A 16043-nucleotide genomic window follows, 5' to 3' on the forward strand; every position below is an offset into this window, starting at 1 on the left:
GCTATGCATTACTCTCTTGTATAGTTAAGTGTTGCAAATAAGAGGACTTTAGTACTTCAGTTGCTATTACAAACGAGCCAACGAGCACAATAATATCATTAGTATCGGCAGCATTGACAGCATGTTTTAGCCCAAGTTCAACATTATCGAAGCTCTTTGCTTGCCGTTGATTATTTTGAGGCGCATTTTGTACTGATTTTAAAATATTATTTGCACTCTCACCACGCTCCGAAGGCAAGCTTACGCAATACCAAATTGCATCAAGTTCGCTCAATGCTAATATTGTGTCATCAATGTTTTTATCTTTAAGCATACCAACTATTACATGGAATTTTGGCTTGCTTGCTTGCTTGCCTGTTGCGGAATGAGTTTGGTTTAACACCTTCACTAACCCTTCAGCAGCAGCTTTATTGTGAGCCACGTCTAATACTATTTTTGGCGAGCGCAATATAGTGTGTAAACGGCCAGGCATGCTCACGCTAGCGATCAACTCATGCAATTGTTCTGGTGCTAGTAAAAAAGAATTAGTCGTTTTTTGCTTGCGTGCCAACAAAAACAAACACGCTAGTGCAGTCATAATATTTTGTTTAGGAATGCGAGCTGCCGTTAAATTGAAGCTATATTCTCGAGTGTTAATATCCTTAAATACAACTCGATTGTTAAGTTGGTCATACTCGTAGTCTCGTTCTGCTATTAAACAAGTACCCGCGTATTTTGAAATGACGCGATTAAGCGAATCATGAACCTCAGCATAACCAACTACAACAGCTTGCTGAGGTTTTATAATGCCTGCTTTTTCAGCAGCAATGAGTTCGGTGGTTTCACCCAAATAACTTTGATGGTCAAGCCCTATGCTGGTAATCACGCCAATGTCAGCATCAATTATATTTGTGGCATCAAGTCGCCCACCAAGACCAACCTCAATGATACAAACATCTACTTTTGCTCGCGAAAATAATACAAAACTACACAAGGTAGCAAATTCAAAGTAGGTTAAGGATGTTTGGCCGCGGGCTTTTTCAATTGCTTCAAAGGCTTCAATAATAGATTGATCGTTTGCATCATCGCCATTGAGTCGTATACGTTCATTAAACTGAAGAATATGAGGTGATGAATACGTCCCCACCGTCAAACCTGATCGCAAACATGCTTGTTCTATAAAACGACAAGTCGTGCCTTTACCATTTGTACCCGCCACGGTGATCACGGTAGCAGTAGAAAAATCGATATTAAGTGATTTAGCAACCTGATCAACACGCTCCAAACCCATATCAATATTACTTGGATGAGTTAGCTCGATGTATGTGAGCCATTGTTCAAGCGTACGCATGCACTTGCCTACTCTAATGAGATGTTGATGCTTATTCCGCTGCTGGTAACTCTTTCAGCGGAGCTTGCATGTGACTATGATAAAGCTTACTCAGCAAACTATGAACTTTAGTCCGCATCTCACGGCGGTCAACAATCATGTCTATTGCCCCTTTTTCTACTAAAAACTCACTGCGTTGGAAGCCTTCGGGTAATTTTTCACGTACAGTTTGCTCAATAACGCGCGGGCCAGCAAAACCAATAAGTGCTTTTGGCTCACCAATATTGACATCACCTAGCATTGCTAAACTGGCAGATACACCACCCATTGTTGGGTCGGTTAACACAGAAATATAAGGCAAGCCTTTTTCACTCAATTTAGCTAAAGCAGCGCTTGTTTTTGCCATCTGCATTAACGACAACAAGGCTTCTTGCATGCGAGCACCACCACTGGTTGAAAAGCAAACAAACGGACAGTTGTTCTCAATAGCGGCATTAACACCCGCTACAAATTTTGCACCAACTACTGATGCCATCGAACCACCCATAAACGCAAATTCAAAGCTTGCTACTACAATAGGCATGCCATTGAGAGACCCTTTCATAACGATTAAAGCGTCTTTTTCGTTGGTCGACTTTTGCGCGGCGGTGATTCTATCTTTATAACGTTTTGAATCTTTAAATTTTAAGATATCTTGGGGCTCCAAGCTACCTGCAAGCTCCTCTTTGTCGCTAGCGTCTAAAAATGCATTGATACGCGCTCTCGCGGTTATACGCATGTGGTGGTCACACTTAGGACATACTTCAAGTAATTTTTCTAATTCGGTTTTATATAAAACTGCCTGGCAAGCACCACATTTTGTCCAAATGCCTTCAGGAACATTTCCTTTAGTTCCGGTTTGCGTTTTTGGCAGAATTCTTTCAATCCAACTCATTAGAACATCCTAATATCATGATTTTAGTAAATAAAGCTTCAGCTGTTAGTATAACTGATTTACGTGAAAATTAAACGCGCGAATTAAAACACACTTAACGGATAAGCCAAACCAATAACTGGTCTAAAGTGTTTAAGTGGTGTAAATCTGCACTGGTTTGAAACCAATCTTTTTTTTGCAAGGCAGTAATTGGCGATTATAGTGCTCAACAAGCATTTCTTATGCGATAGCCTATATTTAAAGGAATAAAGGTCCTAAATTTGTAGCAGGCAAGGCAAATTCTTCAGGATAGCTAACTTTCACTAAATACAAACCATTTGGTTTAGCGGTTGGCGCTGCTTTGGTTCTATCTTTGAGCGCTAGTAATTCAGCCATCCAATTTACAGGCTTCTCATGTGCCCCAATGAGCATAAGAGAACCCACTATATTACGCACCATGTGGTGTAAAAACGCATTCGCTTGTACGTCTATCATTATGTAGTCGTTAGTCCGATTAACAGAAATAGCGCGTATATTTCGAACCGCAGTTTTGCTTTGACAATGCGCTGCCCGAAAAGATGTGAAATCGTACTCGCCAACTAAACTCTGCGCAGCGCTGTGCATCAAGCCTGCATCTAAAGGTTGATATGCGTGAGTTAAACCATTGAAAAACACCCCCGACCGTAAAGGATGATTGTGAATAATATAACGGTAGCGCCTCGCAAAGGCACTAAATCGGGCGTGAAAATCGTCACTCACCGGCTTAGCCCAAGAAATTGCTATGTCTTTTGGCATTAAGGTATTAAGGCCTCGAGTCAATGCTTTAATGGGCCGTTCAACAGGCAAATCTAGGTGTATCACTTGACCTGTTGCATGAACACCCGCATCGGTGCGGCCAGCGCAGCTAACCGTGACCTTTTGTTGAAGGACTTTTTCAAGTGCTTTTTCCACCTGGGCTTGGACAGAATCAGCGCTAGATTGTCGTTGCCAACCACTGTAGTTTGCGCCGTTATACTCTACCCCTAGTGCTACTCGCCCTTTTACTAATAAATAATCTGATTCTTGCATTATGTATTGTCTTTACCACTATTTTTTAACTTTAGCGCAACTACTACCTTTGATTAGTCCAAAAAGCCCTATCGGTTTTGATGTGAATTACGGCGTTGACGTTGGCCTGTCACTTTGCTCTGACGATGCTTACGAACGCTTCGACGCATTCGACTCAATTTGGTATGGTCGAGAGTTTCTTGCACATGCACTTTTGATTCAGTTTCTTCAGGCAACTGCACCATTTTACGCAGTGCATTCACATTTTGAATATCTAATTCTACCCAAGCACCCTGTGGCAGGCGTTTGAATAGTTCTAAATTGCCGTACCTTACTCGCATCAAACGGCTCACTTGTAAGCCTTGGGATTCCCATAGGCGTCGAACTTCTCGATTGCGCCCTTCACTGAGAGTGACGTTAAACCAATGATTAAGACTTTCAGGTTCACTGGGTCGCACATGTATATGATTAAACTTCGCTTTACCGTCTTCTAACTCGACACCGGTGCTTAATGTTCTTAACATTTTAGGGGTAACTTCACCGAATACTCTAACGGCATATTCTCTTTCTACTTCATGACTAGGATGCATTAGTCTATTCGCTAATTCACCGTCATTTGTAAACAGCAAGAGGCCGCTGGTATTAATATCAAGACGTCCTACCGTAATCCAACGCTCACCAGTGAGAACTGGCAACCTTTCAAAAACCGTTGGTCGACCTTGAGGGTCTACTCTTGCACATAGTTCGCCTTCTGGCTTGTTGTACATTAACACCCGACAAGCAGAGTTTTCTTTGCTTCGTATCATCAGTTCGCCGTCAACTTTAATTTGATCTTTAACTTCTACTCGATCACCTAAAGAAGCCGGTTTACTATTAACCAACACTCGTCCATCAGCAATCCATTTTTCCATTTCGCGCCGTGAACCAAGTCCGTTATTGGCCATCACTTTTTGTAATTTTTCTGAAGTCGTGTTTTTAGCCGTCATTAGTGTATTTGCGCCTTGTTAGGATCAGACTTGTCAGTATCGCTGTGGATTTCATTTTGTAACAAATCGTCTTGTGGATGGTCAATATTAGCCTTTTCAGACGCTTCAACAGCTGCCTCAATGTTTTCAACAAAACTTTCGGCCGAAGGCAATTCACTTAACGATTTAAGTGAAAAATAATCTAAAAAGGTAGGCGTGGTAGCAAACAAAGATGGACGTCCTGGCACTTCTTTATGGCCCACTACTTTTATCCATTTTCGTTCAGTAAGTGTGCGTATGATATTACTGCTTACCGCCACACCCCGAACATCTTCAATTTCGCCCCGCGTAATAGGCTGTCTGTATGCAATTAAGGCGAGCGTTTCTAACATCGCTCTGCTGTATTTGGGAACGGTTTCTTGCCATAATCGACTGAGTATCTGACCCAAACCCGAATCTGATTGAAAACGATAACCCGAAGCCACCTTAACCAACCTAATTCCCCTTGCAGCGTAATCTAACTCAAGATCTTTAAGGGCCTTATTTAGCTGTTTGGATGATACTGCTAAGTCACTTAAAATCGTGTTACGCATACGGTCAACACTCAAGCTTCCTTCGCATACAAAAATAGCGGCCTCAAGCAGTTGTTTTAATTGTTCGTCAGAAATTTTATTCATGGTCTACTAGTTTAACATGAAGATTGCCAAATGCTTCGCCTTGTTCAAAAATGATTAGCGATTCTTTCACTAATTCGAGTATCGCAATAAAGGTAACCACCACACCTGCTTTACCTTCACTAGCATCTAACAGTTTATCTAATGAAATATAGGTTTGAAAATTTAAGCGTTGTAACACCATGCTCATGCGTTCACGCGTTGATAATACTTCTCTTTGAATTTGATGGTTATCGAAGGCTTTTGCTCGTCGCATAGCGTCATAAAAAGCAGTTACTAACTCTTGCATATGCACTTGCGGCATGTGCTTAATGGCTTGTACATTGTCACTGGTATCTGCTTTAGCGACAAACAAATCACGCTCTAAACGAGGTGCAGCATCTAGTTCTTCAGCGGCTGTCTTAATTTTTTCGTATTCTCGTAATCGTCTAATTAGCTCAGTTCTTGGGTCTTGTTCGTCTTCGTCGTTTTCATCATGTTTTGGTAACAATAGACGCGATTTTATCTCCGCTAACATTGCTGCCATCACTAAATATTCGCCCGCTAACTCTAGTTTGACCTCGGTCATGACTTCAACATATTCGATATATTGCTTGGTCACTTGTAAAACAGGTAACGACAATATATCGAACTTTTGTTTCCGAATGAGATATAAAAGCAAGTCGAGCGGGCCTTCAAAGGTTTCTAGAATAACCGCTAAGGCATCAGGGGGAATATATAAGTCTTCAGGTTTAGTAATAACCGCTTCGCCATTTACAAATGCTAGGGCAAGAGGTTGCTGTTGGGTGAGTTGATCTTTATTTTCCACGTGTCTATTTACTCAAAAGCTTGGGTATCGCCGCTACCATGTCGCCGCACAACAGTGTCGCCTTCTGACATATCGATGACAGTCGTTGGCTGTTCGCCCAAATAGCCTCCATGAATAATCAAACCCACTCTACGCTCGAGTTTATCTCTAATTTCGTCAGGGTCACTTTCAGCAATGTCAGCATTAGGCAAAATTAATGTAGTAGACATTAAGGGTTCGCCCAATTCTTCTAAAATTGCTAATGCAATATTATTGTCAGGCACCCGTATTCCGATGGTACGTTTTTTAGGGTTTTGCAAACGTTTAGGCACTTCTTTTGTGGCTTTTAGGATAAAGGTGTAAGGTCCTGGTGTGTTGTTTTTAATCTGTCTAAACGCCGTATTATTGACCCGAGCATAAATAGATAACTCTGACATATCTCTACACATTAAAGTGAAATTATGGTCCTTAGGGATGTCTCTGATTTGGCAAATTTGGTCCAAAGCTTTTTTATCTTCTAACTGACAACCTATTGCATAACCAGAGTCTGTTGGATACACAATAACTTGTCCTTGCCTAACAAGTTCACACGTTTGCTTGACTAAACGTGCTTGCGGGTTGTCGGGATGTACGTAGAAAAACTGACTCATGTCGCGTTAGCCTTTGGCCTTTTGATGCTTTGATTATTTATCTAACTAACTATTTATCTAACTGTTTATCTAACTCAATATTGCCGTAAAAACGCTAAAAAAACTTGCACTCGCAAATGCTTAGCTGGAGTGCCTTATAATACGCGGAGTATTAGTATTTTCCTAGCGTCATTTTGCACCTTTTAGATAAAGGTTTGAGATTTATCAATGCGTAGGCAGAGATGTTTGCTTAAACTTAGTCCAAATAGCCGTAGTTGAGTCTGTAAAATCTAAGCGACGGCCAAGTTCAGTCCATCTGGTAGGTAGATGAAAATCAGACCCTGCAGAACCGGCAAGACTATATTCATTGGCAAGCGCTAGCATTAACTCATGCTTTTGCAAAGACAAACTCGGGTGCTGAACTTCTAGTCCATCACCACCAGCTTGTGAAAAATCGTTTAACAAACGTCGTAACCATTTTGTGGTCATATCGTAATGATAAGGGTGGGCTATTACCGCAACCCCGCCAGCGTCATGAATCCACTCAATTGCTTCTGAAATCGATATCCAATTTGGCGACACGTAAGCTTTTTTATTCTTTCCTAAATATTGGGTAAAGGCTTGTTGAAAATGACTAACGTGCCCTTTTTGTACTAGCAACTTTGCGATATGCCCGCGCGAAATGCAGCTGTCTTTCGTCATTTGGGTGCACTGTTCGTACACATTCTCTATCCCTATATTGGCCAATTTGTCTGATATTTTTTGAGCACGCTCCCGTCTTTTTTGCTGTTGTGACAATAGACGATCTTGCAATTTAAGACTTTGGTGATCAAAATCTAAACCTATAATATGGATTTCAAAGCCATGCCATTTAGTCGAAATTTCCACACCATTGATCAAGGTTAGCTTTTGCTTTACCTCTTTTAAATATTGCCTTGCGGGCGCCAAAGCGTCGATACAGTCATGATCAGTAATAGCTAATACATCAACTTGCATTTGTTGCGAACGCATTAAAAGTTCGGGTACGCTGAGTGCGCCGTCTGAGTAATGCGTGTGGCAATGTAAATCTATTTTTAACTTTTTAGTTGACATTATTTGTGATTTGGTTTCTTCTATATGCCTAACGAGCGAGGTTCGACAACGATAGCATTCGTCATCCTTCTCGCTGGTTCTGTTTAACGACAATATAAAGAGTACACATAAACATGCAAGCAATACCCGTAAAAATCTCAACATTATGGTGGTGGTGCAACTGGACTTAGGGCTCAGGATGCATGCATATGCGCGTTTATCAAGGGCCCAATGAGGGCCTTTTTTGTTGCTTTTTTATAAACAATTTTGCCCCTAAAACACCCATTGGTTACCAAGGCCCATTGTAATAATAAATAACGATTTAACAGGTCACATTACAGCAAATGATAAGTACAATGATACAAAAGAGGAAACGAAAATGAATTTGTCTGACTTGGGTAAACAGGCGGGTAGAGTCGAAACCATTACTGTCGATGCCCCTTATATTGCCGACCCACTCAATGCGTACGCGGCAATTGCAGGTCACAACTCCATATTGCTTGAGTCAGCAGAAATAAACAGTAAGGATAACCTCAAGAGTTTGTTACTGGTAGATGCTGCTCTGAGAATACAATGCGATAGCAATGTTGTTACCGTAGAAGGTTTATCTGCCAATGGCCAAGCGGTGTTGCCTTTTTTGCAAGCACATTTATCTGACATGCTCACGCCGCATGCTGATGAATCTGGTTCTAGTGTGCACACACTCACCTTTACTTTTCCCTTACCCGATCCAAATTTAGATGAAGACGCACGCCTCAAACAAGATAGTGTTTTTGACGTTCTTAGAATACTTAAAACAAAAATAAAAGCCTTGCGTAATCACCCCCATGCCGTATTTGTTGGCGGCGTGTTTGCTTATGATTTACTTGCTACTTTTGAACGATTACCGTCGGTAAAAGATGCAAAAAACACTTGTCCTGACTATGTTTTTTATTTATCAGAAACGCTTATATTGGTCGACCATCAGCACCAGAGTACACAAATTCTAGGCAGTGTGTTTAGTGGCGAGAATGTCGCTGAATCATACTTTGCTGTACATCAACGCCTAGAGTTTCTTAAACAAAAACTAAGTGCTGCATGCGACACCAAAAGCATAAGTACCGAAAATCTATTGCTTCCAAATGACAATATTACCGTTACTGAAAGTAAAGACGATGCGGCATATTGTGAAGATGTAAATAAATTAAAAGAAAATATTTTAGATGGCGATATTTTCCAAGTTGTGCCATCACGAACGTTTAGTATTGATTGCCCTAAACCTTTGTTGGCTTACCTGCAACTTAAATTGACTAACCCCTCTCCATACATGTTTTACATGAACGACAAACAATTTGTGATATTTGGGGCGTCTCCCGAATCAGCGTTAAAATATGATGCGAGTTCTAATTTGGTCGAAGTTTATCCCATTGCTGGCACTCGCCCTCGCGGTAAGCGTGAAGATGGCAGCATTGATGTTGATTTAGATTCAAGACTCGAACTCGATTTACAACAGGACGAAAAAGAAAAGGCTGAACATATTATGTTAGTTGATCTAGCTCGTAATGATGTCGCCAGAGTGTGCGAGGCAGGAAGCCGATTCGTTAAAGACCTACTAAAGGTAGACCGTTATTCACATGTGATGCATTTGGTGTCGAGAGTGGTGGGCTCGCTGCGATCAGATTTAGACGCATTGCACGCATATCAAGCATGCATGAACATGGGTACACTGGTGGGTGCACCAAAAATCAGCGCAGCCAGCCTAATCCGAGAAACCGAACTTGAAAGACGCGGCAGTTATGGCGGCGCAGTTGGCTATTTTAATGGTCAAGGGGATTTTGATACGTGCATTGTGATTAGATCTGCTTTTGTCAAAGACGGCATTGCCCACGTGCAAGCTGGTGCCGGAGTGGTGAATGATTCTGTAGCGCAAAGCGAAGCCGATGAAACTCGCGCTAAAGCCCAGGCGGTTATTTCTGCCATCAAACGCAGTCATTCTGACCCTGTCAGCACGGGAGTTAACACTCATGAGTGAACAAACAAATAGTAACTTAACCGATTTAAATCTTGTATTAATTGATAACCAGGATTCTTTTACTTATAACTTAGTCGATGAATTACGTGTTTTAGGCGTTAACTTAACGGTTTATCGAAATACAGTCGACACACAACAAGTGCTAAACGCCCTCGCCGAATACGCTAAACAAGGCAAAACCTTATTAATGCTTTCACCCGGACCAGGTGCGCCAAGTCAATCAGGCAATATGCCTGAGATCCTAAAGCAATGCGAAGGCAAATACCCAGTATTAGGTATTTGTTTAGGTCATCAAGCTATTGTTGAGAATTACCAAGGACGAGTTGGTAGAGCTCCATATGTAATGCATGGAAAATCATCACTCATGCATCATAATTGCCCCGAATTATTTATTAATTTAGCTTCCCCCATGGCAATTGCGAGATATCATTCTTTAATTGCCCTAGACGTACCGGATTGTTTGCGGGTTGTCGCACAAATAGACCAGTTGCCTATGGCAGTATTACACCAAAATGATAGAATGTTGGGCTTTCAATTTCACCCCGAGTCAGTGCTTACGTGCCAAGGGAGTCAGTTGTTAAAACAGGCGATTAGTTTTTTGGTGTCGATGCCATCTTCCCAAGCAAGTGAAGTCGGATTTTCTGCCAGTCAAATAGCAACAAACCAGAAGAGAACTTAATATGCAAAAAGTCTATTCGCAGCAAAAGATGTGTCTTGATGACAGTTCTCCCGTATCAGTTTATCCAGTAGCTATCTGCAAACAAGTGAGGTCGTAAAAATAACCATGCATTCAATGTTAGAGCAATTATATGCGCATGAAGGGCTTACTTTTGCACAAAGCCATCAATTATTTAATTTAGTCATGCAAGGCGAGCTAGACAATACATCTCTTAGCGCGCTTCTTGTTGCGCTGAAAATGAAAGGCGAAAGCAGTCAAGAAATTGCGGGCGCAGCCTCTGCAATGAGAGAGAATGCCTTAGCTTTTGACCGTCCTGATTATGCCTTTAGTGATTTGGTTGGAACAGGTGGAGATGGTCATAACACTATCAATATATCGAGTGCAGCAGCGGTTGTCGCCGCCAGTTGCGGTATTAAAGTAGCAAAACATGGTAATCGAAGCGTTTCTAGTAAATCAGGTTCGTCAGACTTATTTGCAGGCTTTGGCATGAAGCTAGATATGTCACCTAAAACCGCTAGACAGTGTTTAGACGACGCCAATTTATGTTTTTTGGCTGCGCCCACTTATCATCTTGGCATGAAATACGTTATGCCCATAAGAACAACACTAAAAACAAGAACTATTTTTAATGTGCTTGGGCCTTTAGCCAATCCAGCCAATCCAACGCATGGAATTTATGGTGTATACACACCTGAGCTGCTTGATGTTTATGCTGATACCTTACTGCAAATGGGCCACCAAAATGCTTTGGTTGTGCATGGTTCTGGCTTAGACGAAATTGCCTTACATGGCCCTAGTCAAGCGCGCTATGTGCACGGCGGTAAAATCACCTCAATTGACTTTTCACCAGCCGATTTTGGTTTGGCAGAATCTCCCCTATCGGCAATTGAAGGCGGTGAGCCTAGTTTCAATGTTGCAGCAATACAAAAAGTATTTGCCGGAAAAGGCGACAGTGCCCATGTCAATGCAATAGCGATGAATGCTGCGGCGCTTTTATGGCTGCATCAACCTGATAAAAGTTTTGCGGCTCATACTTCAATTATCCTAGACGCAATAGCTAAGGCAATGCCTTTAGACACAATATCAAAGGCAGCAACCTTAAGTCAGGGAGTGAGTTGATGGCCAACGTATTAGAAAAGATTGTGGCAGATAAGCGCATTGAGCTTGAACAACTTAAACAAGATAAACCCTTGTCGACGTTTATTGATAGTTTACTTCCAAGCACTAATTCATTTTACGATGCCTTAGCGGCCCCTGGCACAAGTTATGTATTTGAGTGTAAAAAGGCTTCGCCCTCCAAAGGTCTGATTCGTGAACATTTTGATTTAGACGAAATTACCAGTGCTTATGAAAAAGAAGCAGCTTGTTTTTCGGTATTAACCGACGAAAAATACTTTCAAGGAAAACATGAATATTTACGTTATGTCAGTGCAAAAGTAAAACAACCTACCTTAAATAAAGACTTTTTTATCGACACTTATCAAGTGCACCTTGCTCGACACTTAAACGCAAATGCTGTGCTGTTAATGTTATCGGTACTAGATGATGAAAGTTATGTCGAGCTCAGTGAGTGTGCAAAATCATTGGGTATGGATGTATTGACTGAGGTCAGTAATAGTGAAGAAACGCAACGCGCCTTAGCTTTAAATGCGAATATTATTGGCATCAATAATAGAAACCTGCGCGATTTGTCGACAGATCTCAGCACCACAGAAAAACTAGTAACTGAAATACGTGATAAAAACACTTATAAAGGTCTAATCATCTCTGAATCAGGTATATATACCAACGCCGATATTCAGCGCTTGGGCCCTCTGGTGGATGGCTTTTTAGTCGGAAGTGCCTTAATGCAGCAAAAGGATTTAGACATAGCTGTATCTCAACTAGTTTATGGTGCGGTAAAAGTTTGTGGCGTAACGAGTCGTGAACAAGCAAATTTAATTGCAAAGTATCCTGTTTCATATTTGGGATTAATATTCGCCCCCATCTCTAAACGCTATATCAGCCTAGAATCGGCCTTAGAAATTGTAAAAGAAAAGGCAAATTTTGTAGGGGTGTTTGTGGACCATGCGCCGGAAATTGTTGCTGAATATGCGCATAAATTACAGCTCAGCGCTGTGCAATTGCATGGTAATGAAGATGCCGACTATATTGCTAACCTTAGTCCTTTGTTACCCGAGCGTTGTGAGCTTTGGAAAGCCCAAGGAATTAGCGCAGATACATTAAATGCAGACGTTATCTTAGCAAGCATACATCCCATTTTGCCATTGTTAGAAAAAGGTACAATCAACCGTCTTCTGCTTGATTGTAAACTTGGTAATCAAATCGGCGGAACTGGACAGAGTTTTAATTGGCGTTTGATTAAACAGTTGTCTAAAAAGCAAATTGACATCCAAAAGCTTGTTATTGCTGGCGGAATAGATATCAGTAATGTTAAAGATGCTAGTCATATAGGTGCAGGCTTAATTGACGTGAATTCGGGAGTTGAAAGTCATCCTGGTATAAAAACGTCCCAGAAATTAACTAACTTGTTTGCAACGCTGAGGACATGATTTTCACTTGCAAAGCGATTTAGTAATCAATAGTAGTTTTAGAAATAGAGAAAAACATGAATAAATTAGATACAAAGTTTGGTGATTTTGGCGGTATGTATGTTCCCGAACTATTGATACCCGCGCTCGACCAACTAGAGCAAGCGTTTTTGGACGCCAAAAAAGATCCTGCCTTTCAAGCAGAGTTCATGGGTCTTTTGAAAGACTATGCAGGTCGTCCAACCGCCATGACACTCGCTCGTAATATTGTAACAAATCCAAAAGTGAAGCTGTATCTTAAACGCGAAGATTTGTTGCATGGTGGCGCGCACAAAACCAATCAAGTATTAGGACAGGCTTTATTAACCAAGCGCATGGGCAAAACCGAAGTCATTGCAGAAACTGGCGCCGGACAACACGGTGTGGCCACAGCTTTGGCATGTGCTCTTTTAGGTCTTAAAGCTAGAATATATATGGGTGCTAAAGACGTCGAACGACAATCGCCAAATGTTTTTAGAATGCGCTTAATGGGTGCCGAAGTAATACCTGTGGACTCTGGGTCGGGCACCTTAAAAGACGCGGTAAACGAGGCCATGCGTGACTGGTCAGCAAATTATAAAAATTCGCATTATTTATTAGGCACAGCCGCTGGCCCTCACCCTTTTCCTACCATTGTACGCGAATATCATCGCATGATTGGTGAAGAAACCAGAGCGCAAATACTCGAAAAAGAAGGCCGACTTCCAGACGCCGTAGTCGCCTGTGTAGGCGGTGGCTCCAATGCAATTGGTATGTTTGCTGATTTCATAGATGAACCTTCTGTGAGGCTAGTTGGTGTGGAGCCTGCAGGTAAAGGCGTGCATACAAAAGAGCACGGCGCCACCATTTGCACAGGAACAAAAGGTATTTTGCATGGCGCATATACCTTTATCATGCAAGACCAAGACGGGCAAATTGAAGAGTCATACTCAGTCAGCGCTGGGCTCGACTACCCAGCTGTTGGTCCCCAACATGCATTTTTGGCAGAAACAGGCCGCGCTGAATATCATGCAATTACCGATACCGAAGCTTTAAACGCGTTTCAATTATTAGCCAAAAAAGAAGGTATCATCCCAGCACTAGAGTCATCTCATGCTTTAGCCCATGCACTGAACATGGCCGAAGCTGCTGAAGAAGAAACCATTATTGTATTAAACTTAAGTGGACGAGGCGACAAAGATTTAGCCCATGTGACCAGTATTTTAGGAGATAATTTGTAATGACTACTCAAGCTTCTACTGGCCGCTATGCTGCAATGTTCGAACGCTTAAAACAGCAAAATCAAGGCGCATTTGTTCCTTTTGTAATGCTAGGTGATCCCGACTTTCAAACGTCTATCGATATTATTCATACTTTAGTTAAAAATGGTGCTGATGCGCTAGAATTGGGTATTCCTTATTCAGATCCTATTGCTGATGGTCCCACCATTCAAAAAGCCGCTATTCGTGCTTTAGGCTCTGGTATTCGCCCACATAATTGCTTTGAAATTATTGCTGAAATTCGTAAACAATTCAGTGATCTTCCTATCGGATTATTGTTATATAGCAATCTTTTGCTTGCGCGTGGTTTAGATGATTTTTATAGCAGAGCTCAACAGGCGGGTGTTGATTCGATATTGGTAGCTGACGTTCCATTGCGCGAAGCCGACCGGTTTATTGAAATTGCCAAACAACACAGTATAGAACAAATTTTAATTGCCCCACCCAATGCGTCGGATGAAACACTCTCGCTTATAGGCGAAAAGTCGAGTGGTTATACCTATTTACTAGGACGCGCAGGAGTAACGGGTGCAGAAACAGCGGTTGAATTACCTGCCAGCGAGTTAGTCGCTAAATTAGCCCAATATAAAGTTGCTCCGCCACTTATTGGCTTTGGTATTTCTACCCCTGAGCAAGTTAATGCGGCTATCAAAGCAGGTGCTGCTGGCGCTATTTCAGGCTCGGCAACGGTTAACATTATTGCTAAAAATTTAAATAATATTGATGCTTTGCATAAAGAGCTAGGTGCATTTGTGGCGAATATGAAGGCTGCCAGTCAACAATAGATAAAGGTATTTGAAATGTATTACGTCGTATATGCACAAGATATTGAAAATAGCTTAGAAAAACGCCTTGCCGCTAGGCCTGCCCATATTGAGCGATTAAAACAACTCAACAAGGAAGGACGATTATTAGTTGCAGGTCCAACACCTGCAATAGATTCTGAAGAGCCGGGCTCTGCTGGCTTTACTGGGTCTGTAGTAATTGCTGAGTTTGACAATGTAGTTGCGGCGCAAGATTGGGCCAATGATGACCCCTATGTGAAGGCTGGTGTTTACAAAGAAGTAAGCGTTAAACCTTATAAAGTTGCGCTACCCTAATTCATTCTTGGCGAAAGTTAATGCGTGACTGTAATTCGGTCACGCCCCATTTCTTTAGACTCATACAAGGCTTTGTCAGTTCTCATTAACCAATCTTCTGCACTTTCTTCTTTTCTATATTGAGACACACCATAAGACACAGTAAAAGCAGGTAAGAAAGAGTCTTGCTCGGCGTCGATATAGCGCTTTAAGTCCTTTGCAGCTAAAACGGCTTCTTTTAAGTTGCTATGACTCAATATAATGGCAAATTCTTCACCACCTAATCGATATAAGCTGTCGCTTCTTCTTAGCCGCTGTTGGGTTAACTTAGCTACGCTGACTAATACTTTGTCGCCGATATTGTGGCCATATTCATCATTGAGTGCTTTGAAATGGTCCATGTCGAGCAAAATTAGGCAACAAGGTATATTGTGTCTTTCATTATTGCGAATATTATTATCCAAATCTTGCTGAAATAAACGACGATTGCCTGCTTGTGTCAAATAATCAATCGTCGCTAAGTTGTTAATTCGAGTATGATGAGAATGGAGTGTTTTTGAGCTACAAAATAATAGTAAAATAAAAGGCAACATGGCTACATAAAAAGCGATTAGGAATTCCTTGTCGTAGTTGAGGATGATTGGCAAAATAGCGATATTAATGCCAATTGCTATGCTAAGACCAATAGCTGGTTTACTTAACAAATACCATGCGATACAAGCTGGAAAAATATAAAACAAATGTTCCTGGCCACCAAAAACAACAACCGCTAATACACCTAAAGCAATAAGTGCGCTCAATGCAGACGGCATTAGCTCTTGCCAAATTTGCTTCATAACGCAATATGCAACAGCAAAACAAAAGACAGCGATAGCTCCGTCGACACTTGCTAAAAGCCAATTTTGTTGTCCTATACGAATAAAAGTCGTTGGAATACATGGCAATGCTATAAACAGTGCAATGAAAATGGTTAAGCGATAAACCAGTGGTTGTCGCTTAACTTTGTCGAATATAAGGTGTTTATACATAAACTCTTAAGTAAAAATACTT

The 16043-nt window shown here is 41.4% G+C and carries 16 protein-coding genes; 7 read left to right on the forward strand and 9 right to left on the reverse strand.

Going from position 1 to position 16043, the window contains the following annotated elements; genetic code table 11:
• Position 1: 1 nt before the first annotated feature.
• From folC to RM552_RS07040, 8 genes are all read right to left on the reverse strand, one after another.
• Positions 2-1330: a bifunctional tetrahydrofolate synthase/dihydrofolate synthase gene (folC, locus tag RM552_RS07005; protein WP_311368054.1), complete on the reverse strand. Its 1329-nt coding sequence runs from the start codon at positions 1328-1330 to the stop codon at positions 2-4.
• A gap of 31 nt (positions 1331-1361) precedes the next feature.
• The gene (accD, locus tag RM552_RS07010) at positions 1362-2243 is read right to left on the reverse strand and encodes an acetyl-CoA carboxylase, carboxyltransferase subunit beta (RefSeq protein WP_311368055.1); all 882 of its coding nucleotides are present in this window, start codon (positions 2241-2243) and stop codon (positions 1362-1364) included.
• Between the two features lie 237 nt (positions 2244-2480).
• Positions 2481-3290, reverse strand: a complete 810-nt coding sequence (gene truA, locus RM552_RS07015) for a tRNA pseudouridine(38-40) synthase TruA (RefSeq protein ID WP_311368056.1) — start codon at positions 3288-3290, stop codon at positions 2481-2483.
• Positions 3291-3358: 68 nt separating this feature from the next.
• Positions 3359-4255: a 23S rRNA pseudouridine(2605) synthase RluB gene (rluB, locus tag RM552_RS07020; RefSeq protein WP_311368057.1), complete on the reverse strand. Its 897-nt coding sequence runs from the start codon at positions 4253-4255 to the stop codon at positions 3359-3361.
• Complete coding sequence (gene scpB / locus RM552_RS07025; protein WP_311368058.1) at positions 4255-4911, reverse strand: SMC-Scp complex subunit ScpB; 657 nt, start codon at positions 4909-4911, stop codon at positions 4255-4257. Before scpB ends, rluB begins: the two co-directional genes overlap by 1 nt.
• Positions 4904-5716: a segregation and condensation protein A gene (locus RM552_RS07030; RefSeq protein ID WP_311368059.1), complete on the reverse strand. Its 813-nt coding sequence runs from the start codon at positions 5714-5716 to the stop codon at positions 4904-4906. The genes scpB and RM552_RS07030 overlap by 8 nt, the downstream gene beginning before the upstream one ends.
• 8 nt (positions 5717-5724) lie before the next feature.
• A complete protein-coding gene (locus RM552_RS07035) occupies positions 5725-6345 on the reverse strand; it encodes an L-threonylcarbamoyladenylate synthase (protein WP_311368060.1) in 621 nt (206 codons plus the stop codon).
• Positions 6346-6549: 204 nt separating this feature from the next.
• Entirely contained in the window at positions 6550-7416 is an 867-nt protein-coding gene (locus RM552_RS07040; protein WP_311368061.1) for a PHP domain-containing protein, read from the reverse strand.
• 358 nt (positions 7417-7774) lie between these two features.
• Here RM552_RS07040 and RM552_RS07045 point away from each other — a divergent pair, with 358 nt between their 5' ends.
• The 7 genes from RM552_RS07045 to RM552_RS07075 all read left to right on the forward strand — a co-directional run bounded on the left by RM552_RS07045 (position 7775) and on the right by RM552_RS07075 (position 15014).
• Positions 7775-9406 carry an anthranilate synthase component 1 gene (locus RM552_RS07045; protein WP_311368062.1) on the forward strand — a complete coding sequence of 544 codons (1632 nt, stop codon included), beginning with the start codon at positions 7775-7777 and terminating at the stop codon, positions 9404-9406.
• The gene (locus tag RM552_RS07050; protein WP_311368063.1) at positions 9399-10085 is read left to right on the forward strand and encodes an aminodeoxychorismate/anthranilate synthase component II; all 687 of its coding nucleotides are present in this window, start codon (positions 9399-9401) and stop codon (positions 10083-10085) included. Before RM552_RS07045 ends, RM552_RS07050 begins: the two co-directional genes overlap by 8 nt.
• A 105-nt stretch (positions 10086-10190) precedes the next feature.
• The gene (trpD, locus tag RM552_RS07055; protein WP_311368064.1) at positions 10191-11204 is read left to right on the forward strand and encodes an anthranilate phosphoribosyltransferase; all 1014 of its coding nucleotides are present in this window, start codon (positions 10191-10193) and stop codon (positions 11202-11204) included.
• Positions 11204-12637 (forward strand): bifunctional indole-3-glycerol-phosphate synthase TrpC/phosphoribosylanthranilate isomerase TrpF, encoded by a 1434-nt coding sequence (gene trpCF, locus RM552_RS07060; RefSeq protein WP_311368065.1) that lies wholly within the window; start codon positions 11204-11206, stop codon positions 12635-12637. The genes trpD and trpCF overlap by 1 nt, the downstream gene beginning before the upstream one ends.
• Before the next feature lie 56 nt (positions 12638-12693).
• Positions 12694-13875, forward strand: a complete 1182-nt coding sequence (gene trpB / locus RM552_RS07065; protein WP_311368066.1) for a tryptophan synthase subunit beta — start codon at positions 12694-12696, stop codon at positions 13873-13875.
• A complete protein-coding gene (trpA, locus tag RM552_RS07070; RefSeq protein WP_311368067.1) occupies positions 13875-14699 on the forward strand; it encodes a tryptophan synthase subunit alpha in 825 nt (274 codons plus the stop codon). The genes trpB and trpA overlap by 1 nt, the downstream gene beginning before the upstream one ends.
• Before the next feature lie 15 nt (positions 14700-14714).
• Positions 14715-15014, forward strand: coding sequence for a YciI family protein (locus tag RM552_RS07075; RefSeq protein WP_311368068.1), 300 nt, complete (start codon positions 14715-14717; stop codon positions 15012-15014).
• Between the two features lie 17 nt (positions 15015-15031).
• Here the strand turns inward: RM552_RS07075 and RM552_RS07080 are convergent, their stop codons facing one another.
• On the reverse strand, positions 15032-16021 hold the full coding sequence (locus RM552_RS07080; RefSeq protein ID WP_311368069.1) for a GGDEF domain-containing protein: 990 nt from the start codon (positions 16019-16021) through the stop codon (positions 15032-15034).
• Positions 16022-16043: the final 22 nt, after the last annotated feature.

This window comes from Glaciecola petra, from assembly GCF_031846345.1.
Classification (GTDB): Bacteria; Pseudomonadota; Gammaproteobacteria; order Enterobacterales; family Alteromonadaceae; genus Glaciecola; species Glaciecola petra.

Coding starts and splice junctions, on each gene's coding strand:
- folC (WP_311368054.1), bottom strand. CDS start 1,330: ATGCGTACGCTTGAACAATGGCTCACATACATCGAGCTAACTCATCCA.
- accD (WP_311368055.1), bottom strand. CDS start 2,243: ATGAGTTGGATTGAAAGAATTCTGCCAAAAACGCAAACCGGAACTAAA.
- truA (WP_311368056.1), bottom strand. CDS start 3,290: ATGCAAGAATCAGATTATTTATTAGTAAAAGGGCGAGTAGCACTAGGG.
- rluB (WP_311368057.1), bottom strand. CDS start 4,255: ATGACGGCTAAAAACACGACTTCAGAAAAATTACAAAAAGTGATGGCC.
- scpB (WP_311368058.1), bottom strand. CDS start 4,911: ATGAATAAAATTTCTGACGAACAATTAAAACAACTGCTTGAGGCCGCT.
- RM552_RS07035 (WP_311368060.1), bottom strand. CDS start 6,345: ATGAGTCAGTTTTTCTACGTACATCCCGACAACCCGCAAGCACGTTTA.
- RM552_RS07040 (WP_311368061.1), bottom strand. CDS start 7,416: ATGTCAACTAAAAAGTTAAAAATAGATTTACATTGCCACACGCATTAC.
- RM552_RS07045 (WP_311368062.1), top strand. CDS start 7,775: ATGAATTTGTCTGACTTGGGTAAACAGGCGGGTAGAGTCGAAACCATT.
- RM552_RS07050 (WP_311368063.1), top strand. CDS start 9,399: ATGAGTGAACAAACAAATAGTAACTTAACCGATTTAAATCTTGTATTA.
- trpD (WP_311368064.1), top strand. CDS start 10,191: ATGCATTCAATGTTAGAGCAATTATATGCGCATGAAGGGCTTACTTTT.
- trpCF (WP_311368065.1), top strand. CDS start 11,204: ATGGCCAACGTATTAGAAAAGATTGTGGCAGATAAGCGCATTGAGCTT.
- trpB (WP_311368066.1), top strand. CDS start 12,694: ATGAATAAATTAGATACAAAGTTTGGTGATTTTGGCGGTATGTATGTT.
- trpA (WP_311368067.1), top strand. CDS start 13,875: ATGACTACTCAAGCTTCTACTGGCCGCTATGCTGCAATGTTCGAACGC.
- RM552_RS07075 (WP_311368068.1), top strand. CDS start 14,715: ATGTATTACGTCGTATATGCACAAGATATTGAAAATAGCTTAGAAAAA.
- RM552_RS07080 (WP_311368069.1), bottom strand. CDS start 16,021: ATGTATAAACACCTTATATTCGACAAAGTTAAGCGACAACCACTGGTT.